This is a genomic window from Flavobacterium sp. UBA5153 (assembly GCA_002413745.1).
Taxonomy (GTDB): Bacteria; Bacteroidota; Bacteroidia; order Flavobacteriales; family Flavobacteriaceae; genus Flavobacterium.
This window is the reverse complement of sequence record DHXP01000073.1, coordinates 205,557-228,678: the sequence shown is the minus strand read 5'-3', so window position 1 is coordinate 228,678 and position 23,122 is coordinate 205,557. Positions and strand designations below refer to the sequence as shown.

22 protein-coding genes are annotated in these 23,122 nt (G+C 35.5%); 11 read left to right on the top strand and 11 right to left on the bottom strand.

From position 1 onward, the window contains the following. Window positions 1–237: 237 nt before the first annotated feature. From hisG to B2145_RS15395, 11 genes are all read left to right on the top strand, one after another. A complete protein-coding gene (hisG, locus tag B2145_RS15445) occupies window positions 238–1,095 on the top strand; it encodes an ATP phosphoribosyltransferase (protein WP_291104227.1) in 858 nt (285 codons plus the stop codon). An 89-nt stretch (window positions 1,096–1,184) separates the two neighbouring features. After that, window positions 1,185–2,480: a histidinol dehydrogenase gene (hisD, locus tag B2145_RS15440; protein WP_291104225.1), complete on the top strand. Its 1,296-nt coding sequence runs from the start codon at window positions 1,185–1,187 to the stop codon at window positions 2,478–2,480. Between the two features lie 108 nt (window positions 2,481–2,588). Further along, a complete protein-coding gene (gene hisC, locus B2145_RS15435; RefSeq protein WP_291104223.1) occupies window positions 2,589–3,632 on the top strand; it encodes a histidinol-phosphate transaminase in 1,044 nt (347 codons plus the stop codon). A 56-nt stretch (window positions 3,633–3,688) separates the two neighbouring features. Further along, complete coding sequence (hisB, locus tag B2145_RS15430) at window positions 3,689–4,825, top strand: bifunctional histidinol-phosphatase/imidazoleglycerol-phosphate dehydratase HisB (protein WP_291104220.1); 1,137 nt, start codon at window positions 3,689–3,691, stop codon at window positions 4,823–4,825. Window positions 4,826–4,901: 76 nt separating this feature from the next. Beyond that, window positions 4,902–5,489 carry an imidazole glycerol phosphate synthase subunit HisH gene (gene hisH / locus B2145_RS15425; protein WP_291104218.1) on the top strand — a complete coding sequence of 196 codons (588 nt, stop codon included), beginning with the start codon at window positions 4,902–4,904 and terminating at the stop codon, window positions 5,487–5,489. 75 nt (window positions 5,490–5,564) lie between these two features. Continuing rightward, window positions 5,565–6,323 carry a 1-(5-phosphoribosyl)-5-[(5-phosphoribosylamino)methylideneamino]imidazole-4-carboxamide isomerase gene (gene hisA / locus B2145_RS15420; protein WP_291104216.1) on the top strand — a complete coding sequence of 253 codons (759 nt, stop codon included), beginning with the start codon at window positions 5,565–5,567 and terminating at the stop codon, window positions 6,321–6,323. Window positions 6,324–6,372: 49 nt separating this feature from the next. Continuing rightward, the gene (gene hisF / locus B2145_RS15415; RefSeq protein ID WP_291104213.1) at window positions 6,373–7,128 is read left to right on the top strand and encodes an imidazole glycerol phosphate synthase subunit HisF; all 756 of its coding nucleotides are present in this window, start codon (window positions 6,373–6,375) and stop codon (window positions 7,126–7,128) included. Between the two features lie 69 nt (window positions 7,129–7,197). After that, on the top strand, window positions 7,198–7,797 hold the full coding sequence (hisIE, locus tag B2145_RS15410) for a bifunctional phosphoribosyl-AMP cyclohydrolase/phosphoribosyl-ATP diphosphatase HisIE (protein WP_291104211.1): 600 nt from the start codon (window positions 7,198–7,200) through the stop codon (window positions 7,795–7,797). Between the two features lie 214 nt (window positions 7,798–8,011). Then, a complete protein-coding gene (locus B2145_RS15405) occupies window positions 8,012–9,445 on the top strand; it encodes a leucyl aminopeptidase family protein (RefSeq protein WP_291104209.1) in 1,434 nt (477 codons plus the stop codon). Between the two features lie 228 nt (window positions 9,446–9,673). Beyond that, a complete protein-coding gene (locus B2145_RS15400) occupies window positions 9,674–11,308 on the top strand; it encodes a M1 family metallopeptidase (protein ID WP_291104207.1) in 1,635 nt (544 codons plus the stop codon). Between the two features lie 82 nt (window positions 11,309–11,390). Next, on the top strand, window positions 11,391–12,245 hold the full coding sequence (locus tag B2145_RS15395) for an RES domain-containing protein (protein ID WP_291104205.1): 855 nt from the start codon (window positions 11,391–11,393) through the stop codon (window positions 12,243–12,245). Here the strand turns inward: B2145_RS15395 and B2145_RS15390 are convergent. The 11 genes from B2145_RS15390 to B2145_RS15340 are packed head-to-tail and all read right to left on the bottom strand — an operon-like array spanning window position 12,242 to window position 22,788. Further along, complete coding sequence (locus B2145_RS15390) at window positions 12,242–12,415, bottom strand: hypothetical protein (RefSeq protein ID WP_291104202.1); 174 nt, start codon at window positions 12,413–12,415, stop codon at window positions 12,242–12,244. The genes B2145_RS15395 and B2145_RS15390 overlap by 4 nt on opposite strands. Window positions 12,416–12,470: 55 nt before the next feature. Beyond that, entirely contained in the window at window positions 12,471–13,346 is an 876-nt protein-coding gene (locus B2145_RS15385; protein WP_291104199.1) for a sugar phosphate isomerase/epimerase family protein, read from the bottom strand. A 19-nt stretch (window positions 13,347–13,365) separates the two neighbouring features. Beyond that, window positions 13,366–14,259: a hydroxypyruvate isomerase family protein gene (locus B2145_RS15380; protein ID WP_291104196.1), complete on the bottom strand. Its 894-nt coding sequence runs from the start codon at window positions 14,257–14,259 to the stop codon at window positions 13,366–13,368. 11 nt (window positions 14,260–14,270) lie between these two features. Beyond that, on the bottom strand, window positions 14,271–15,509 hold the full coding sequence (locus B2145_RS15375) for a nucleoside permease (protein WP_291104193.1): 1,239 nt from the start codon (window positions 15,507–15,509) through the stop codon (window positions 14,271–14,273). 55 nt (window positions 15,510–15,564) lie between these two features. Then, window positions 15,565–16,296 (bottom strand): 3-keto-disaccharide hydrolase, encoded by a 732-nt coding sequence (locus B2145_RS15370; protein WP_291104190.1) that lies wholly within the window; start codon window positions 16,294–16,296, stop codon window positions 15,565–15,567. A gap of 27 nt (window positions 16,297–16,323) precedes the next feature. After that, window positions 16,324–17,790, bottom strand: a complete 1,467-nt coding sequence (locus tag B2145_RS15365; RefSeq protein WP_291104187.1) for a Gfo/Idh/MocA family protein — start codon at window positions 17,788–17,790, stop codon at window positions 16,324–16,326. A gap of 57 nt (window positions 17,791–17,847) precedes the next feature. Continuing rightward, window positions 17,848–18,225, bottom strand: coding sequence for a c-type cytochrome (locus B2145_RS15360; RefSeq protein ID WP_291104184.1), 378 nt, complete (start codon window positions 18,223–18,225; stop codon window positions 17,848–17,850). A gap of 15 nt (window positions 18,226–18,240) precedes the next feature. Further along, entirely contained in the window at window positions 18,241–19,293 is a 1,053-nt protein-coding gene (locus B2145_RS15355) for a sugar phosphate isomerase/epimerase family protein (RefSeq protein ID WP_291104181.1), read from the bottom strand. A 10-nt stretch (window positions 19,294–19,303) separates the two neighbouring features. Beyond that, the gene (locus B2145_RS15350; protein ID WP_291104178.1) at window positions 19,304–20,461 is read right to left on the bottom strand and encodes a Gfo/Idh/MocA family protein; all 1,158 of its coding nucleotides are present in this window, start codon (window positions 20,459–20,461) and stop codon (window positions 19,304–19,306) included. Between the two features lie 10 nt (window positions 20,462–20,471). Further along, window positions 20,472–22,175 (bottom strand): GMC oxidoreductase, encoded by a 1,704-nt coding sequence (locus B2145_RS15345; protein WP_291104175.1) that lies wholly within the window; start codon window positions 22,173–22,175, stop codon window positions 20,472–20,474. A 52-nt stretch (window positions 22,176–22,227) separates the two neighbouring features. Then, window positions 22,228–22,788: a gluconate 2-dehydrogenase subunit 3 family protein gene (locus B2145_RS15340; protein WP_291104172.1), complete on the bottom strand. Its 561-nt coding sequence runs from the start codon at window positions 22,786–22,788 to the stop codon at window positions 22,228–22,230. Window positions 22,789–23,122: the final 334 nt, after the last annotated feature.

The window sequence follows — 23,122 nt, the reverse complement described above, 5'->3', positions numbered from 1 at the left end:
ATATATTTTCAAGTATCTTTGCAGTCAAATAAAAGGATTACCAAATTAAATAATTATGTTATCAATTCAATTGCATCACCATCATTTTCATTATTGCTCTCAAGCGATGTGTTAATGATATGTATGTAAATCATCATATTTTAAAGCCCGTTTGAGTACATCAAACGGGTTTTTTATTGCCTAGATGTTGTATTCAAACAAAATTGTAAACAACAAACATTTAAAAAAAAATTACCAATGAGTACTTTAAAAATTGCAATTCAAAAATCAGGTCGTTTAAACGAAGACAGCATTCAAATTCTAAAAGATTGCGGGATTTCCATAGACAACGGAAACGACCAACTCAAAGCCAAAGCAACTAATTTCCCTTTGGAAGTTTTATTCTTGCGCAACTCGGATATCCCTCAATATTTGATTGATGGTGTCGTAGATGCAGCCATTGTGGGTGATAATCTTTTGGTTGAAAAAGGAAAAGACATAAAAGTTGCCCAAAAACTGGGATTTTCTAAGTGTAAAGTTTCGGTGGCGGTGCCAAAAGCTTTCGAATATAAATCATTAAAAGATTTAGACGGAATGCGAATCGCAACTTCCTATCCAAATACGGTGAACGATTATTTTGGTTCGTTTGGGATGAAAGTGGATATTCACCAAATCTCCGGCTCGGTTGAAATTGCGCCAAACATTGGTCTAGCCGATGCCATCGTGGATATTGTTTCCAGCGGGAGCACTTTATTCAAAAACAATCTGAAAGAAGTGGAAGTTATCTTCAAAAGTGAAGCGGTTTTAGCGGTTTCTCCAAAAGTAACTCCTGAAGTTCAAAAACTAATTGACACCCTTCAATTCAGAATTCAAGCGGTTTTGAGAGCCAGAAAATCAAAATACATTTTGATGAACGTTCCCAATGATAAAATTGATGCTATTGGAAAAATATTACCGGTTTTAAGAAGCCTTACTGTTTTGCCCTTGGCCGAAGAAGGTTGGAGCAGCGTTCACTCAGTAATCGATAAAGACACTTTTTGGAACGTTATTGACCAATTAAAAGAAGCCGGAGCCGAAGGAATTCTAGTTTGCCCAATCGAAAAAATGGTTTTATAAAGTACGATTTAAAAAGTCGGAGATACTAGGTTATTAACGCCAAAATCTTTCAATTTTTGAATCATTTAATCTTTTAAATTAAAATATAAATGAACAAAATATTCAATCCTAAACCAGAAACTTGGTCCGCTATTTTAAAAAGACCAACGCAAACAATTGAAGATATAGAGCTTACCGTGAAAGAGATTTTCAAGGAAGTTCAAAAGAAAGGCGATGCTGCCGTTGCAAAATATACTTCGCTTTTTGACGGTGTAAAATTTGAAAATATTGAAGTTTCCAAAGTAGAAATTGACCAGGCAAATGCCTCTGTTTCAAATGAATTGAAAGAAGCGATCCAACTGGCAAAATCAAATATTGAAAAGTTTCATTCTGCTCAAAAAACTGCTAAAGTTGCAATAGAAACTATCGAAGGAGTGAATTGCTGGCAAGAAAAAAGACCAATCCAAAAAATTGGTTTATACATTCCAGGAGGAACAGCGCCGTTGTTTTCAACTGTTTTGATGCTTGCCGTTCCTGCAAATATCGCTGGTTGCAATGAGATTGTGTTATGTTCGCCACCGGATAAAAATGGAAATATAAATCCCGCGATTTTATATGCTGCCAATTTATGTGGCGTTACCAAAATCTTGAAAATAGGAGGAATCCAAGCCATTGCGGCTATGACTTTCGGAACGGAATCCATTCCAAAAGTGTACAAAATTTTTGGACCTGGAAACCAATTTGTGACTGTTGCAAAACAACTCGCAACACAATTTGGCGTGGCAATCGATATGCCTGCCGGACCAAGTGAATTGTTGATTGTTGCCGATGATTCTGCTGTTCCAGCTTTCATTGCTTCCGATTTATTGTCGCAGGCAGAGCACGGAACCGACAGCCAAGTGATTTTAGTTTCTACTTCAAAAGAATTGATTGATGAAGTGGAGAAAGAAATTCAATCTCAAATGGAAGTGTTGCCAAGAAAGTCCATTGCCGAAAAATCCATTGCCAATTCGAAACTGATTTTTGTGGAAAATGACACTATTGCTTTAGAATTAATCAATGAATACGGGCCGGAGCACTTTATTATTTGCAGCAAAAACGAAGATTATTTTGTCAATAATATCGAAAATGCGGGTTCGGTTTTTATTGGGAATTATACGCCGGAAAGTGCGGGCGATTATGCTTCGGGAACCAATCATACTTTGCCAACCAACGGTTATGCCAAGAATTATAGTGGCGTGAATTTGGATAGTTTTACCAAATCTATGACTTTCCAAAAAATAACTCCAAAAGGGTTACAAAACATAGGCAAAGCCATAGAAATTATGGCAGAAGCCGAAGGATTGCAGGCACACAAAAATGCAGTTACTTTGAGATTGGCTCAGTTAGAGGTAAATAGAGAATAAAGAGAAGAATATAGAATATAGAAAAAAGAGAATAGATTGGAATTTAGAAATGTAGCGAAGTCTATAATCTATATTCTATTTTCTTTACTCTTTTTTAAATTAAAGAAAATGAAAGATTTTAATATAAATAATTTAGTCCGTGAAAACGTAAAGCTAATGAAGCCTTATTCCTCTGCAAGAGATGAATTTGAGGATTTTGATACTGCCGATATGGTTTTCTTGGATGCCAATGAAAACCCCTTTGAAAATGGAGTGAATCGTTATCCTGATCCACAACAGAGCAGCGTAAAAACGGTTTTGGCCAATTTGAAAAAACTGAAAACCAATCAAATTTTGCTTGGAAACGGAAGTGACGAAGTGTTGGACTTATTATTCAGAGCTTTTTGTGAACCAAAAATAGATAATGTGATAACTTTACCGCCAACATACGGAATGTATGGCGTTTTGGCCAATATCAATGCAGTAGAAAACAGAGAAGTTTTGCTTTCGGAAGATTTTCAGCCTGAGGTAGAAAAAATAATAAATGCAATTGACGAGAATACCAAGATTATATTTTTGTGTTCACCAAACAATCCAACCGGAAATTCATTTTCGGATGAAAGTGTGGCTTATTTATTGCAGAATTTCAAAGGTTTGGTCGTGATTGACGAAGCGTATGTTGACTTTTCCAAAAGAGAAAGTTGGTTAAATGAGTTGGACGAATATCCAAACTTGGTAATCACGCAAACCCTTTCTAAAGCATACGGTTTGGCAGGGATTCGATTGGGGATTTGTTATGCTTCCGCCGCTGTTATTTCGGTTTTAAACAAAATAAAACCACCTTACAATGTGAATGAATTGACCCAGAAAAGAGCTTTGGAAAGATTGGCGACTCCAGAAAAAATTAAATCTGAAATACAATCCATTACAGAGCAAAGAAGTCGATTACTTAAAGTATTACCTGAAATAAAGTTTGTTGAAAAAATCTATCCAACAGAAGCCAATTTCATTTTGATAAAAGTGGATGATGCCAATAAAAGATACGACGAATTAATTTCCAAAGGAATTGTAATTCGAAATAGAACAACCCAACCGTTATGCCATAATTGTCTGCGTTTGACTGTTGGAACTGAAATTGAAAACACGAAATTAATTGAGGCTTTACAAGCTTAATTTTTATACCTGACAGGTTTTTAAAACCTGTCAGGTATTATCAAAAAATAAATAAAATGAAAAAAATACTCTTTATAGATCGTGACGGAACTATGGTTTTAGAGCCAAGTGATTATCAATTAGACAGTTTCGAAAAACTGGAATTTTATCCAAAAGCTTTTCAATATCTAGCAAAAATTGCTGCGGAACTTGATTTTGAATTGGTAATGGTGACCAATCAAGATGGTCTGGGAACCGATTCGCATCCGGAAATCAATTTTTGGCCGGTACACAATTTAATTATGAAAGCCTTTGAAAATGAAGGGGTTGTTTTCAAAGAAGTATTTATTGACAAAACATTTCCGCACGAAAATGTACCCACTCGCAAACCTGGGATTGGAATGTTGATAAAATATATTGGAAATCCGGAATACGATTTAGCAAATTCTTTCGTCATCGGAGATAGAATTACCGATGTTGAATTAGCCAAAAATCTGGGGTCAAAAGCCATTTTTATCAATACCGACGAAGGCTTGGGAAGTGACGAAATTGGATCCAAAAGAGAAGAACTGGATTCCGTTATTGCTTTGCAAACAACCGATTGGAAAACAATTTATGAATTTCTGAAACTATCGGAACGTTCGGCTTCGATAGCGAGAAAAACCAATGAAACGGATATTTATATTAATTTAAACTTGGACGGAACCGGCAAAAGTAAAATCGAAACCGGAATTGCTTTTTTTGATCATATGTTGGATCAAATTGCCCGTCACGGTCAAATGGACTTGGAAGTTATCGTCAAAGGCGATTTAGAAGTTGATGAACATCACACCATCGAAGACACGGCAATTGCATTGGGTGAAGTTTTTGCAAAAGCATTAGGAAATAAATTAGGCATAGAACGTTACGGTTTTTGTTTGCCAATGGACGATTGTTTGGCGCAAGTGGCCATTGATTTTGGAGGACGAAATTGGTTGGTTTGGGAAACCGAATTCAAACGCGAAATGGTGGGGAAAATGCCAACGGAAATGTTCTATCATTTTTTCAAGTCCTTTTCTGACGGAGCCAAAGCCAACATCAACATCAAAGCCGAAGGAACCAACGAGCACCACAAAATTGAAGCCATTTTCAAGGCTTTCGCCAAAGCAATAAAAGTAGCCGTAAAACGTGATACGGAGAAGATGATTTTACCGAGCACGAAAGGAATGTTGTAAAATTGTTTAAGGTTTAAAGTTTCAGGTTGCCTCGCGGAACTTTAAACTTTGAACCTTAAACTTGAAACAAAAATAAATGAAAATTGTAATCATAAATTACGGAGCAGGAAACATTCAAAGTATTATGTTTGCCATCGAAAGATTGGGATTCAAAGCCGTTTTGAGTAACAATCCTGACGAAATAAAAGCAGCTGACAAAGTGATTTTCCCAGGAGTGGGAGAGGCGAGTTCTGCCATGAAAATGCTCGAAGAGAGTGGTTTAGATGCCTTGATTCCAACTTTGAAACAACCCGTTTTGGGAATTTGCTTGGGAATGCAATTGATGTGCAATTACTCGGAGGAAGGAAATACGAAAGGATTGGGAATTTTTGATGTGGATGTGATAAAATTCACTTCAAAAGTGAAAGTGCCACAAATGGGATGGAATCAAATTTATAATTTGAAATCTGACCTATTCAAAGGTATTTCCGAGAATGAATATATGTATTTGGTGCATAGTTTTTATGCTCCTCTTTGTGACGAAACGATTGCCACAACAAATTATGAACTGGAATATTCCTCTGCATTGGAAAATGATAATTTCTATGGAACACAATTTCACCCCGAAAAAAGCGGTGATGTTGGAGAACAGATTTTGAATAACTTTTTGAACTTGAAACTTTAAAATTTCAATAGCAATGTCAATTACAATGTCAATTACAATGTCAATTACAATTTTAAATCTAAAATCTTAAATAGAATGAGAATAATTCCCGCAATAGATATCATAGACGGTAAATGTGTTCGACTGTCGAAAGGCGATTACAATACTAAAATCATATACAATGAAAACCCGCTTGAAGTGGCCAAATCATTCGAGGCACACGGAATTGAATATTTGCATTTGGTCGATTTGGACGGGGCGAAATCCAGCAAAATTGTAAATCACAAAATTCTGGAACAAATTGCTTCTCAAACCAAATTGAAAATTGATTTTGGTGGTGGTTTGAAATCGGATAATGATTTACGGATCGCTTTCGAAAGTGGCGCTAACCAAATTACCGGTGGAAGTATTGCCGTTAAAAACAGGGAAATATTCGAAAAATGGATTGCCGAATACGGTTCGGATAAAATCATTTTGGGCGCGGATGCCAATAATGAAAAAGTAGCCGTTTCGGGATGGCTGGAAGATTCTAACGAAGATTTGATTCCTTTCATACAAAATTATCAATCGAAAGGAATTCAGTATGTAATTTGCACCGATATTGCCAAAGACGGAATGCTGGAAGGTCCAAGTTTTGACTTATATAAAAAAATTATCGATCAATGTTCTGTCACTTCGAGCGCAGTCGAGAAGTTGGCGGAAGCCAAAGGAATAAAACTAATTGCTTCGGGAGGAATTTCTACCTTTGACGAATTGCCTAAATTAGCCGAATTGGGTTGTGAAGGAACGATAATAGGCAAAGCAATTTACGAAGGTAGAATTTCGTTGAAACAATTGGAACAATTCATATTGTAGAGACGCACTGCAGTGCGTCTCTACAATCGGTAAAAAAACAATATAAATAATGTTAACAAAAAGAATCATTCCCTGCCTCGACATCAAAAACGGTCGCACCGTGAAAGGAATCAATTTCGTAGATTTGCGAGATGCCGGAGATCCTGTGGAATTGGCCAAAATATATTCGGATGAAGGTGCTGATGAACTGGTTTTCTTGGATATTTCAGCAACGGAAGAAAGAAGAAAAACCTTGATTGACTTGGTTCGGAAAGTGGCGGCAACCATCAATATTCCATTTACCGTTGGTGGCGGAATTTCATCAGTTTCTGATGTTGAAGCTCTATTGCAAAACGGTGCCGACAAGGTTTCCATTAATTCTTCGGCGGTCAAAAATCCGCAGTTGATTAATGATTTGGCACAAAAATTTGGAAGTCAATGTGTGGTTGTGGCGATTGATGCCAAGCAAATTAATGGTCAATGGATGGTACATTTGGTAGGAGGGAAAGTACCAACGGAATTGAATTTATTCGATTGGGCAAAAGAAGTGGAAGAACGTGGAGCAGGAGAAATCCTTTTCACCTCGATGGATCACGATGGAACCAAAAACGGATTTGCAAATGAAGCCTTGGCGAAACTTTCAAAAACGGTCAATATCCCTATAATTGCTTCCGGCGGAGCGGGAAACATTCAGCATTTCGTGGATACGTTTAAAGAGGGAAAAGCCGATGCAGCATTGGCGGCAAGCGTATTCCATTTCAAGGAGATTGAAATAAAAATATTGAAGGCAGCACTAAAAAACAACAATATCGAAGTTAGGATTTAAATTGTATCAATTATACCTGACAGTTTTTTAAAAACCTGTCAGGTATAATCAGATTTTAAAATAAAAATTATGAACATAGATTTTTCAAAAAACACCGATGGATTAATTCCGGCAATCATTCAAGATAGCGAAACCAAAACCGTTTTGATGCTTGGTTATATGAATGCCGAAGCGTATCAAAAAACGTTGGATACCCAAAAAGTAACTTTTTATAGTCGAACCAAACAACGTCTATGGACAAAAGGGGAGGAAAGCGGCAACTTTTTAAATTTGATTTCAATCCAAAATGATTGTGATAATGATACTTTGTTGATACAGGCAAAACCGGAAGGGCCAACTTGCCATAAGGGAACTGATACCTGTTGGGATGGGCAAAACAAACCTAATTATGGTTTTATCACATCTTTGGAGGGAACCATCAAACTTCGAAGAGAAAATGCCGATTCCGAGAAAAGTTATGTCGCTTCATTATTTGAAAAAGGCATCAATAAAATCGCACAAAAAGTGGGCGAGGAGGCTGTAGAAGTGGTTATTGAAGCCAAAGATGACAACGATGATTTGTTTTTGAGCGAAAGTGCCGATTTACTTTTTCATTATTTGATTTTACTGCAGGCCAAAGGATTTCAATTGAATGATGTAGTTGATGTTTTAAAAAGCCGCCAAAAGTAGCAACAAATTTTTAGTTTATTTTCATACATAAAACCCAATAGATAATTCATTTATCATTGGGTTTCTTTTTTCTTTTATTTCAAAAAGCAATCCACTATATTTACTATTTATTACAAAATACAAGCAATCCTTTTTGCCATATATGTTGCTTATTTCGAATAAATTTCCAAAGGCAATTGAATGACTTTTTTTCAATACAAAAGACAATTAGATTATGAAAACAAATACAATACAAAACCTTGAAGGGTTCTCTGGAACAATTTTAATTCCTGTTTTTGAAACCTATGTCAAAAGTTTGGTTCCCATACATTTTGGCGAACTGGAAATTTCTTCCAAAGTGTTCTACGGAAAAAAAGACACTCACTATTTAGCCGAAAAAAATGATAACACCTACATTTTTATCGGAATGGAAAAAACGATTGATTATAAATCATTGAAAACTACTTTCCGAAGAATTTCATCCAAACAAAAAGAATCATTTGGCACCAATGTGGCATTGGTTTTACCGGAACAATTCACGGATGAACAAGTAGAAGCCGCTATTTCCGGAATGCTTTTGGGAACCTACGATTTGGGACATTATAAAAAGGAAAAAGAAGCACATCCTTTTCTTAATTCTAATTTTGTGTTGCAATTGGTGTCAAAAAACAAATTTGTTGTAACTGCCAAAAAAGCCGTGAAAATTGCCAATGCTCAACTCGAAATTCTCCATTTGGTCGATTTGCCACCCAACAGAGTAACACCGAAATACTTGTCAAATTGGGCAAATGAAACGGGGAAAAAATTCGGTTTTGAGGTTGAAGTTCTTGGTTTTGAAGCTTTGAAAAAAGCAGGATTGGGCGCTTTTTTATCCGTTGGAAAAGGAAGCGAGAACGAACCGCAATTCGTAATCATGAATTATGTTCCCGGAAATTCCAATGCCAAGACAAAACACATCGGTTTGGTGGGAAAAGGAATCACTTTCGATACAGGTGGACTAAATATCAAAACTTCCGCGATGGTTCAAATGAAGTGTGATATGGCCGGTGGCGCGGCAGTTTTTGGGGCGATGCAACTGATTGCCGATTTGAAATTGCCCGTGAAAGTCACTGCGATTGTGCCTTGTGCCGAAAATTCGGTGGACGCTAAATCGCTTTTGCCCAGCGATGTCATTGAGAGTTACAGTGGGCATTCGATAGAAATTATAGACACCGATGCCGAAGGACGACTGGTTTTGGCCGATGGTTTGTCGTATTTGATAAAGAATTTCAAACCCGAATATATTGTTGATATTGCCACGTTGACGGGAAGTGCCGTGGGAACTTTTGGTTATGAATGTTGCGCCTTGTTTACCAATAATGAGGTTGTTTCAAAGAAATTGCAAGAATCTGGTGATGCAATTGGGGAACGTTTGTGGCCTTTGCCGCTTTGGGATTGTTACAAGCAAGACATAGAAAGCGACATTGCCGACGTGAAAAATTACAGTGGAAAACCGGTTGCAGGAGCCATAAGTGCCGCCAAGTTTTTGGAATATTTCACCGAAGAGCACAAAGCTTGGGCACATCTTGATATTGCCGGAGTTGCTTTTGGCGACGATGAATTTGCGAAAAGCAAACACGCCACCGCTTATGGAGTTCATTTATTGACTAAATTCATCGAAAATTTATAATAGTTGGACAAATTCAATAATTTGGAAACATAAAACACACCATTTTAATTTGTGAAATTATACCATTGATTAATATGTTTTAGTCCAATCTTCCGGTATAATGCCGCTGTATATTTCATTTAGTTCAATTTTTATTGGACTAATTTGAAATAACTAGCGGTATTAGCGTAATTTACCGCAAAAAAAATCTTTAGACAGCATTATAGACAAGCATTAAAAAGTTAATTTATGAAAAAATATTTCAGCATTGTTTTTATCGCATTTTTTATTTCCGTTGGTGTAAAAGCACAGGAAATTTTCACGCATCAGGATACTTTACGAGGCAGTATTACCAAGGAAAGAGCTTGGTGGGACGTGAAATATTATCATCTTGACGTTAAGGTAAATCCTGCCGACAGTACGATTTCGGGTTCCAATACCATTCGTTACCAGGTTTTGAAGGAGTATAACCGGATGCAAATTGATTTGCAAAATCCTATGGAAATATATAAAGTGATTCAAGATGGCAATGAATTAAAGTACAAAAGAGACGGAAATGCTTTTTTTATTGAATTGGTTGCACCTCAAAAACCGGGTGATATCAAGGAACTCGCCGTGTTTTATGGTGGCAAACCCAAAATTGCCGTCAATCCGCCTTGGGATGGAGGAATTACCTGGAAAAAAGACAAGAATGGGAAACCATTTATAGCTTCTTCCTGTCAAGGATTGGGCGCAAGCGTGTGGTGGCCCAACAAAGACCACATGTATGACGAGGTTGATGATATGTTAATCAGCGTGAATGTTCCCAAAAATTTGATGGATGTGTCCAATGGTCGTTTGCAAAGCGTAGTCGATTTGAAGGACGGCACAAGAACTTTCACTTGGTATGTGTCAAATCCCATCAATAACTATGGCGTGAATATAAACATAGGGGATTATGTTTCATTTTCCGAAAAATACCAAGGTGAAAAAGGCGAATTAGATTGCGATTATTATGTTTTGAGAGATAATTTGGCCGCAGCCAAAATCCAATTCAAGGATGTGCCAAGAATGTTGAAGGCTTTCGAACATTGGTTTGGGCCATATCCATTTTACGAAGACAGCTACAAACTGGTCGAAGCCCCGTATTTAGGGATGGAACACCAAAGCTGCATTACCTACGGCAATGGTTTCAAAAACGGTTATAAAGGAACTGATTTGAGCGGAACGGGTTGGGGATTGAAATTTGATTTTATCATCGTGCATGAATCGGGGCACGAATGGTTTGCCAATAATATTACCTACAAGGACATCGCCGATATGTGGATTCACGAAAGTTTTACCAATTATTCTGAAAGTCTTTTTGTGGAATATTATTATGGCAAGGAAGCGGGAAACGCTTATGTGAGAGGGACAAGAAAAAAAATCAAAAATGACAAACCAATCATTGGCAAGTATAACGTGAACAATGAAGGTTCCGGTGACATGTATTATAAAGGGGGCAATATGTTGCACACGCTGCGCCAAATCGTGAATGATGACGAAAAATGGAGAACCATTTTGAGAGGTTTGAACAGCACTTTTTACCACCAAACGGTTACGACCAAACAAATCGAGGATTTTTTAAGTAAAGCCGTTGGACTTGATTTAACTCCGTTTTTTGACCAATATTTGAGAGACATCAGAATCCCGACATTCGAATATTATTTCAAGAACAACAATCTTGCGTATCGCTGGACGAATTGTGTTCCCGGTTTTAATATGCCTGTAAAAGTGACTTTAAACGGAAAAGAACAATGGCTGAAACCCCAAGCAGAGTGGGCTAATTTGCCACAAACCGCGAAAGTTTTAAAATTGGAAGTGGACAAGGATTTTTATGTGAATGTGGTGAAGAGTAAGGAATAGATTTTTTAATAAATAATAATCAATAAATTTGCTACAATACACGCAGTTGAGGATTAAGTAACTTAACACTTAAATCAATTTTATGTTAGAAAACAATAAGTACATTGACACCAAAGAAATGGACAACCTTTTAAGACTGCTTAAAACTGCAAAAGATGAAGTTTCAATAGAAAGTTATATATACATAAAAAACATACTCAATTCGATTGAATTTTCAATACCCTTTGTCCTTTATCCAAAAGGTTCAAAGTTTGTGAGAAGTCGAATTCATAAACAAGACGAAGTTTTCTTTGATAAAGTTAGTGACCTGTCTTATGTCAAAGATTCACAAAATATAAAAAAATTTGGTCGAGCCAATGAACCTGGACAATCCGTTTTTTATTGTGCTGATGATGATTGGCTTTCATTTGTTGAAATAAGCCAAATTACAAGGGAGAAAAAAGAAAAAGATTTTGAGTATATAACAAATGGAGTTTGGATTTCAACAGAAGATATTTTGGTCGTTAGCTTATTGACAAATGATAATATTCGAGGGCAGAATAACCAAATTGATGATTTAAGCAAAAGTTTTGAAGAGTTTTTCAAGAGTCAAACTGACGAAAGCTCAAAGGCATTCATAAATCTATTTCAATTTTTATCAAAAGAATTTTCTCAAATAGCAGAAGGTTATTCAAATCACTACAAAATTACAGCGGCCTTTACAAATTATATTTTTGATTCTTTTAAGAATGCTGATGGCATATTATACCCTAGCACATTATACCCCACCAAAGGATTTAATTTTGCTTTTAAACCTCAGATTATAGATGAAAAAATGGAGTTTTATGTTGCTGTTAAAAGGAAAATGGAGAAAACTGGTAATAAGAAATATGATCAAACAGAATATACAGAGTCATTAATTAGCAGATATAAAGCTAAAGAAATTATTTGGATTTAGTTATTAGCTTCTCTCTCAAACAATTTCAAAGTCCCGCCAACCCAATCCTTGTCTTTATTGAATTTTACGCCAATCCTTTCGACACGACTCCATCGTGCCAAGTTGCAGAGTAGAGTAGGAGCTACATCTTCTTTTTTCCAAACGGGAAATAAAAAAAATCCAATAATCATAAATTTTTTAGATTTAAGATTATTGGAATGACTTTTTTAAAACTTAATTTTTAGATTAAACCAAATTTTTCTTGATATAATCGAAACTTGTTTTCATTGATTCAACAGGGTTTGGAATATAATTGGATTCATGTTCCAAGAAAAAACGTTGCATTCCTGCTAATTTGGCTTGGGCAAAAATCGCTTTAAAATCGATTGATCCTTGACCAATTGCTGCATTAAAATCAGGATTTACTTTATCCATATCTTTTACATGCCACATTTTGAAACGTCCCGGATGCTCTTTGAATAATTGCAATGGATCATGTCCGGCACGAACCACCCAATAGAGATCCATTTCAAAATCGACTAGATTTTTATCCGTTTCATTTAATAAAACTTCATACCCTGTAGTTGCGCCAAATTTAGTAAATTCGAAATTATGATTGTGATAGGCTAGTTTTAAACCATTTGAATGACAAATCTCGGCAACTTTATTGATTCCTCCAGCCAGTTTTTTATAATCATCTACACTTTTTCCTCTTGATTCAGTTATTACATGAGGTATAGTAACATATTCGCTTCCTAAAATATGGGCAGTTTCAATATATGATTTCAAAGTTTCGGTTTCTCCAGTTTTAATAAAACTATTAAAATCAAAATGATTGCTGGTAGCTTTCAAGCCGTTATCTTTCAAAATAGATTGAAAATCTTTCACCGAAGTTCCAAAAAATCCGTTAGTTACAGAATAACCAAAAGTTTCCACTTCGGCAAAACCTGCTTTTCCCACTTGAGCTAGAACTCCTTTTACGTCTTTTGGCAAAGACTCTCTTAGGGTATATAATTGTATTCCAATAGCTCTTTCTTTTGAAGCAAAGGCTAGGGAAGGAGCGATTGCCAAAGCTCCTAGTGCTAATCCACTATTAATTAAAAAATCTCTTCTTTTTATCATTTTTTTTCTTTTTAGATTATTAAATATCACAAATAGCGATTGCTTTTTTTAACGAGGAAATTTTATCTGGATTTTTAGGAATAAATTCTTGCGCCACATATCCTTTAAAACCAGTTTCGGCAATGGCTTTCATAATTGCAGGATAATTTAACTCTTGTGTTTCGTCGATTTCATTTCTACCGGGAACACCTGCAGTATGATAATGTGCAAAATATTGGTGGTTATCTTTTATGGTTCTAATTACATCACCCTCGTCAATTTGCATGTGGTAAATATCATACAGCAATTTGAAATTTTCAGATTGTAATGATTTCACTAACTCAACTCCCCAAGGAGTTCTATCACATTGATAATCTTTGTGATTCACCTTGCTGTTGAGCAATTCCATTACCAATGTTACTTTGTGTTTTTCAGCCAAAGGAATTAATTGTTCAAGACCAAGTTTACAGTTATGCCAGCCTTCCTCATCGGTTTTATTTCTTCGGCTTCCGCTAAAACAAATTAGATTCTTAAACCCCGCTTTTGCTACAAGCGGAATCATCTCCGAATAATTTTTTATCAATGTTTCATGAAATTGAATATCATTGAACCCATCAACCAAATTAATTTCGGCACCATTACACATTGGAGAATCAAGTTCATGTTTTTTTAGAATGGGCCATTCTTTTGGACCAACTAAATCAATTCCCGATATTCCTATTTTTTTGGCTTCGATGCAAAGTGTATCTAAATCAATATCACTAAAACACCAACGCGCGACGGAATGATTGATATTTCCTTTTAGCTTAACAGTTTCATTTTTTAAAGGTTCTTCTTCTATCGCAAAAGCCGAAAGACTGGAAGGAAATCCTAAAGCGGCTGTTCCTGCAATAATTCCTTTGATAACTGATCTTCTACTTAGGTTTGAACTCATTTTATTATTTTTTAAATTGAAGCAACTTCTTTTTCAGAATTGCTTTTGTCATTAAAGAAAAGGGCAAAAATCAGGAATACAGCCAAGGCAATTCCAGCAGGAATTATCCATACCATTTTCCAATCTACACCACCATTAAGTGTTTTGTAATTATCGGTAATCCAACCAGCAACTTTAAAACCTACTAACATTCCAACTCCATAAGTAGCTAGTGTAATTAGACCTTGAGCAGCACTTTTGTATTTTTCTCCTGCTTTTGAATTCGTGTATATTTGGCCAGAAACAAAGAAGAAATCATAACAAATACCGTGTAAAGCGATTCCGAGGATAAGCATAAAGCTCAAATCTTGTGCGTTTCCATAAGCAAATAAAAGATAACGAATTGCCCAAGCCAACATACCCACTAAAATGGTTTTCTTAAAACCAAAACGAGTGAAAAACACAGGAATTAACAATAAAAATAAAGCTTCCGATATTTGTCCGATAGCCATTTTTCCTGTTGGATTTTCTAAACCAGCTTCGGTCAAAAATGGATGTGCATTTTGATAATAAAAGGCAAGTGGAATACAAATTAGAATCGAAGACACAAAAAAGATAGCGAAATTTTTATCTTTTAAAAGTTTCAAAGCATCAAGACCAATAATATCTCCAATTTTAATTTTTTCATCACTTGCTTTTGGGGGTGTTTTAGGCAAAGTAAAACTGAAAATTCCTAAAATAAAAGCAGCAATTCCAGCTAAAAGGAAGGTGTTTTTAAGTAATCCTTGAGCAGTGGCTTCGGCAGAATCCCAATGAAATAGGTAACTGATAGACAATCCTGCTAAAATCCATCCAATTGTTCCCCAAACACGAATGTTGGCAAACTCTTTTTCAGGATCTTTCATTTGGTTAAAAGAAACAGAATTTACAAGTGCCAATGTTGGCATATATAAAATCATATATCCTAATACGTAGGAATAAAAAAGCGTTACGTCAGCTGAAATATACATTTGGTACATCAAAAAAGCACCCACAAGATGCAAAATTCCCAAAATTTTCTCAGCATTGAAATAACGGTCTGCAATCAAACCGATAATAAATGGAGCGATAATCGCACCCCAAGATTGAGTCGAAAAAACAGAAGCTGTTTCGGATCCTGAAGCATGTAAATTACTCGCCAAAAAAGTTCCAAGAGTTACAAACCAGGAACCCCAGATGAAAAATTCTAGAAACATCATGAAAGATAATTTAATTCGGATTGTGGTATTCATATAATTTTGATTAATTGATTGGTTATTCTATTGGTTTTGTGTAAATTTATTAGGATTACATTCCGTTTTCACAGCCAGTTGTAATTTTCATGGTATTCCATTCTTTAATCATAATGTTTCTATACCAAACATTTTCGCCATGATCCTGCAAAGCGATTTTTCCAGTTTTAGATACTGCAAAACCTTCCCAGCCAGCAAACTTGCTTTTGGCAACTAAGGCTTTAAAATTATCATCCCAAAGCATTGTTTCCACAACTATAACACCATTCATAACAAGTGTCAATTTTCCGTTTTTACAAACAACTTCTGCGGTATTCCATTCTCCTACTGGTTTCACAGGTTCAGAAGAACTTTTAATTAAATCATATAAATCGCCTGCGCGGTGTTTTTCAATTTTTCCGTCCGGATGCCCATCATTATCCAAAACTTGCATTTCAAGTCCCGTGTTATAGGTATTTTTATATTTTTTTGGATCTTCATTTACATAGAAAATAATCCCACTATTTGATTTTGGAGCTACTTTCCATTCTAATTTCAAATGGAAATTCGTGTATTCATTATCCGTTACAAGATCTCCACCTTGATCGTTTTTGGCCAAAGCTGGATCAAAATGCAAAACACCATCTTCAACTTTCCAAGCCTTACTTACCGTAGTTTTTCCGTAAGTATGCCATCCTGTAGTGGTTTGTCCGTCAAATATTGATTTAAAGCCTTTTGGCAAAGTTTGTGCATTCGTTGTTTGAATCATTATTAAAAGTAGTATTGAAGTGCAAATATTCTTAATCATTTTTTTATTTTTTAAATTGTTGTTTTTTTATAAAGTTAAAGCTTTCCAACCTTCACGATAGTTTCGTTTTATAAACTGGTTCACTTCATCGAAATTGGTGATTTTCATTTGGTCATTGTCCCATAATAATTTAGCGGAACGACCTGGATAAGTATCTTCGCCAAGAACTTCTTTTTGAATATCATAGCCTCTAATAGCTAAATTTGCCATTAATAAAGCTTCGGTCAAAGGACCAGCAACTTCAAACCCAGAACTCAATTCGTGTTTGCCGTAACCTGCAATTGCACCTTCGATCCATTGTTTATAATGACCGTCAGAACCGCCTTCAACTCTGGTATATTTTTTTGCAATTTGAAGGTTTTCATTTTTGCTAAGGGGCAATAATCTTGGATTTAATCCGTAAGTATCACACATCATTTTACCTTTTGTACCGGTGAATAAAGTACCGTTTCCGCCATCACCAAATATTTCATTTGGACCTAATTCTGATGGACGTTCTGGCTGTATTCCTCCATCCATCCAGTGCACTGTTACGTCACCATTGGTTTTTTCTGTTTTAGGAAATGTCAATGTTACGTGGCTTGAAGGCGGACAACTTTCAGGAAAATAACCTCTTTTGAATTCATCCACATAAACCGAACCTACGCTACATTGTACCTCTTTGGCATATTTTAAATTTAAAACACTAAAAGGAGCTTCTAACAAATGACAACCCATATCTCCTAAGGCACCAGTTCCGTAATCCCACCAACCACGCCAGTTGAAAGGCACTAATTTATTTACATAGTTCTTATAAGGAGCCGTTCCCAGCCATAAATCCCAGTCTAATTCTTTTGGAATTTCGGTTTTGGTGGTAGACCAAGGAATGCCTTGCGGCCAAACAGGACGATCTGTCCAAGCATGAATTGTATGCACATCGCCGATTAATCCCGCATCATACCATTCTTTCATGATTCTGGTGCCATCATTTGAGGCGCCTTGATTTCCCATTTGGGTAACCACTTTATATTTTTTGGCTGCTTGGGTCAAAATTCTCGCTTCATAAATATCATGAGCCATAGGTTTTTGAACATAAACATGCTTGCCTAATTGCATGGCTGCCAAGGCTTGAATAGCGTGATTATGGTCTGGAGTAGAAACCGAAACCGCATCAAAATTCTTATGTTCTTTATCTAACATTTCACGCCAATCCTTGTAGAATTTGGCTTTAGGAAAAGCAGCTACACTTTTTGCCGCTCTTCTGGTATCAACATCACAAAGGAATGCGATATCTGCTTTGCCACTTTTTGCAAACATGGCAGTATCGGATTGACCTTTTCCGCCCACACCAATACTTGCAATCAACAATCGATCACTCGGCGCCACATAACCTCGACCTAATACAAAACGAGGAATAATCATAAATGCAGCAGCAGCTACAGTGGTAGTTTTTATAAAATCACGCCTGCTATTTATAATTTTCTTTTCTGGTTTTTTCAATTCCTCTTTTTCCATTTGGTTTTTTATCGTTTTTGATTGTTAAAAATAAAACAGGCAACTATTCGGAATTTGTTATTTTTTCAACGAAAGAATATATTTGACCATAGTCTTTACGTCTTCTTTTTTATAAGTAGGGTGAGGTAACATGGGAATAGTACCCCAAACACCAGAACCTCCAGCAATAACTTTACCGACTAAATAATTTATGTTTTTGTCGTTAGAAGAATATTTTTTGGCAATTTCTGAATAAGCTGGACCAATAATTTTTTTGTCCTTATTATGGCAACCAATACAATCTGATTTGGCAATAAGTTTTTCACCTTCTGAAATTTGCTGAACAGTTATTTCTGATTTTATTGGAGTCGAAATATATTTTTTCCCTGAATTATATTTTGCGAAAGAGCTTAATGTAACTAAAGCAATAGTAATGAGTAAATACTTGATTTTCATTTTATTATTTAATTTTTATAATCCTAAATTTTTTCTATTCAAAGCCTTATTCGTTTTTACAGAAGCAAAATTGTCAAATGCTTTATCGGTAATTTTTATAATATTATTTTTTATTAATTCAGCTCCTTCTCGGGCTCCATCTTCTTGATTTTTCAAGCAACATTCCCATTCCATAACTGCCCAACCTTTATAATCATATTGTGCCAATTTGCTAAAAATGATTTTAAAATCGACTTGACCGTCTCCAGGAGAACGATAGCGTCCTGCTCGGTTTATCCAACTTTGGTAACCACCAAATGTTCCTTGTTTTCCTGTTGGGTTAAACTCGGCATCTTTAACATGAAAAGCTTTTATTCGTTCATGATAAAAATCGATATATTGAATATAATCCAATTGTTGCAAAACAAAATGAGAAGGGTCATATAAAATACAGGCTCTTTGATGATTGTTAACCGCCTTCAAAAACATTTCATAGGTTTCACCGTCAAATAAATCCTCTCCAGGATGAATTTCATAACAAACATCAACACCGTAATTATCAAATTCATTCAATATAGGCGTCCATCGTTTAGCTAATTCAGCAAAACCTTCTTCCACTAAACCTTTTGGTCGCTGTGGCCAAGGGTGAAAATATTGCCATAATAAAGAACCGCTAAAAGTAGCATGTGCATTTAAACCTAAATTATGAGATGCTTTTGCCGCATATTTCAATTGTTGAACGGCCCATTCTTGTCTCGCTTTCGGATTTCCATGAACGTTTACAGGTGCAAAAGCATCGAATAAATTATCATAAGCTGGATGAACTGCTACAAGTTGACCTTGTAAATGTGTCGATAATTCGGTAATTTGCATTCCGTAAGAAGCGACAGTTCCAATTAATTCATCTGCATAAGTTTTGCTTTCAGCAGCCTTTTGTAAATCAATGAAACGAGTATCTAACGTTGGCATTTGAATACCTTTGAAACCTATATCTGATGCCCATTTACAAATTCCATCTAAGGAATTAAAAGGTGCTTCGTCACTGATAAATTGTGCCAGAAAAACTGCTGGACCTTGAATTGTAGTCATTTGTATAATTTTAAATTTTAAAATCGAACCATTTTTGATCTGATTTTCCAGAGGCAATTACACTTTCTATAAAAGCCATTCCTCTTACTCCATCATCAGCTGAAGGGAAATCAAGCATTTCTTGGGTAGGTTCATTTTCTTCAAGCTTACAAGATAAAGTCATAGCAAAATTTCTATATAAATTTGCAAAAGCCTCTAAGTAACCTTCAGGATGTCCACTTGGAGTACGAGAATTAAATTGGGCACTATTTGATAAATAACCATTTCCAGCTCGATAGACTTGTGCAGGAGCATCAGGCCATTTAACAAGAAGTGTATTAGGTTCCATTTGGTGCCATTCTAAACCACCTTTTTCTCCATACACTTTTATTTTTAAGCTATTCTCTTCACCTGCAGCAATCTGAGATGCCACTAAAATTCCATTGGCACCATTATCAAATTTTAATAATACATTCCCATCATCATCTAATTTTCTGCCTTCAACCACGATATTAATATCGGCACATAACTTAGTGATTTTTAAACCCGTAATATATTCTGCTAATTGAGCCGCATGCGTACCAATATCTCCCATACAGCCACTAATCCCACTTTTTGTTGGATCAGTACGCCAAGAAGCTTGTTTCTTTCCATCTTTTTCAGTAAGGGTACTCAACCATCCTTGAGGGTATTCGACCATTACTTTTCGTATTTTTCCAAACTGATTATCCGAAACCATAAATCTGGCTTGCTTGACCATTGGATATCCGGAATAAGTATGGGTTAAGCATAAAAGCAGTCCTGTTTCTTTTATTTTTTGTTGTAATTGTTTGGCTTCATCAAGACTTAAAGTTATTGGTTTATCAATTACTACATTAAAACCATATTCCAGCGCCATCATTGCAGGAGCAAAATGGGCAAAATTTGGAGTAACAATAGATACAAAATCCATTCGTTGCTCTATTGGGAGACTACTTTCTGTAGTAATCATTTCTTCATAGGAACCATAACACTTTGATTCAGGAAGAAATAATGCTTTTCCTGATTCTTTAGATATTACTGAATTAGAACTAAAAGCACCGCAATGTAATCCAACCAATCCATCCATATTAGCAGCAATTCGATGGATAGCTCCAATAAAAGCATTTTTGCCTCCACCAATCATTCCCATTCTCAATTTTCTATTCATGTTTTGCGATCTAAATATTTCCTTTTTTTAATTCTTTCACAGCATAATCACAAGCACGAGCTGTTAATGCCATGAATGTTAAAGATGGATTTTGACAAGCAATAGAAGGCATACATGAACCATCAGTCACAAATACATTATCTACTTCATGCATTTGGTTCCATTTATTTAGAACAGATGTTTTTGGGTCATTACCCATTCTGGCAGTTCCCATTTCGTGAATGGCCATTCCGGGATAACAAACATTATCATAGGTTTTCACATTCTTAATTCCAGAAGCTTCAAGCATTTCGGCTGCGTCCCACATCATATCTTCACGCATTTTAGCTTCATTTTCTTTGTATTCACAATCAATGGCTAAAACGGGTTGACCCCATTTATCTTTTTTGGTATGGTCAATGTATACTTTATTTTCATAATAAGGCAACATTTCTCCAAAACCACCTAATCCCATACTCCAAGAATCTGCGGGTAATGACATCGAATCTTTGAAATCTCCACCAAAAGCCAATTCTGCAACTTCTTTATGCCACAAACCTCTTGATGCTCTTCCTTGGTAACCAAAACCTCTTAGATAATCTCTTTTATCATTACCTATATTTTGATACCTTGGAATATAAATACCATTTGCCCTGCGACCATAGGTATATTTATCTTCAAATCCTTCAGCACTTCCTTCGGCTCCACAACGGAAATGATGATCCATCAAGTTATGTCCTAATTGACCACTGCCGTTTCCTAATCCTGTAGGATGAGCTTCTGAAGTAGAATTCAATAATAAAAAAGTAGAACCCAAAGTAGATGCGTTTACAAAAACAATTTTGGCATAAAATTCCATTGTTTCATTGGTTTCAGCGTCAATTACCATAACGCCTTTGGCTTTTTTGGTATCTTTATCATAAATAATATGATTTACGATAGAGTAGGGTCTGACAGTTAGTCTATTAGTTGCCATAGCTGCAGGTAAAGTAGATGATTGTGTACTAAAATAAGCACCAAAAGGACATCCGCGACTGCATAAATTTCGATATTGACAACTACCACGACCGTTATGCGGAACGGTTAAGTTTGCTGTACGACCGATGGTAAGTATTCTGCTTTTATTATAATGTTTTTCTAATCTTTCTTTAACTGATTTTTCGACACAGTTCAAATCCATTGGAGGTAAAAACTGACCATCTGGCAATAAAGGCCAATTTTCATTTTGACCACTAACACCAATAAATCGCTCTGCATAATCATACCAAGGAGAAATATCTTTATAACGAATTGGCCAATCATTTCCATGACCATCTCGAGCATTATCTTCGAAATTATGATCGCTAAAACGATAGCTTTGACGTCCCCACGTTAATGATTTTCCACCAACATGAAAACCTCTATACCAGTCAAAACGCTTGTCTTCTGTATAGGGACATTCTAAATCATTAACCCACCATTTTTCATTTGCTTCCGAATAGGGATAATCTCTTATTTGCACAGGATGAGTTCTTTTTTGTTCCTGTGTAAGAGTCTCTGCATGTTCAAGTTCCCATGGAGCTTTCATTGCAGAATCATAATCTTTGATATGTTCTATGTTCATTCCGCGTTCTAACATCAAAACATTTAATCCTTTTTCTGTTAACTCTTTTGCTGCCCATCCACCACTTATTCCGGATCCTACAACTATAGCATCATAAGTGTTTTGTTTTTTTAAATTGCTGCTTATATTCACGTTTACTATTTTTATTTTTATCTATAATTTTAATTTATACAATTAAAATCGATTAAGTTGCCCATGCTTTTTGGCCAGGTTTATATTCGGCACTTCCATCATAACGTCCTGGAACTGGTAAATATTCACGTGCTTGTGTACAACCAATTTCTGAAGAAAAATAGCCTAAAAGCGTTAAGTCTCTGGCAATTATGAAAAAAGATTTTTTCTGTTTAGTAGCAATAGTTTCATCTCTTAAATCTCCAATAATTTTTTGTCTTTCTTCAACAGTAAGTGATAAGAAATTTTTATTAAATGTTGCTATGCATTTTGATTCCATTTCCTTTAAACCTGTGGCAAAAAGAACTTGCATATCGGCAGGGTAACAATCACGAATCATCATTGGAATAAATATACCAAGTCCAGCTGCTTTGGCTCCAGCTGAAGATTTTGTAGTTGGTATTATAATGTCAGCAAATTCAGCTAAAACATCTTCTTCAGTTGCTGAAAATGACACTCTATTTTTTTCATTTTCCGGAATTGAAAACCCCTCAAATAAAACTCCTAAAGTTGATGATGATATGGCTGTCCCAAGTAATATAGCCACATTTTTAAGCGCCTTTCTTCTATCCATTTGTCAAATTGTTAAAGATGTCTATTATTTTAAACTAAATATGTAATTAATATATTCTTTCAATATTAGTAAATTTACTGTTATAATCGTGATTTTTATTCTTAAGTATCCAATAAATATCTAATTATTATAATTTTTAGACTTTATCCTATTTATTTTTATGTTTTTTGATTGTAAACAATTTTAGATTAGCATTTATTCAAAAAAAATAACATTTTGCTATTAAAAAGTAGATATAAATAGAATTAAATTATAAAAAAAATAGTGTTTTACTTGTTAATTATTTAAAAAATAGACAAGAAATAATCTCATTGCTTAAAAAAGAAACAATAAG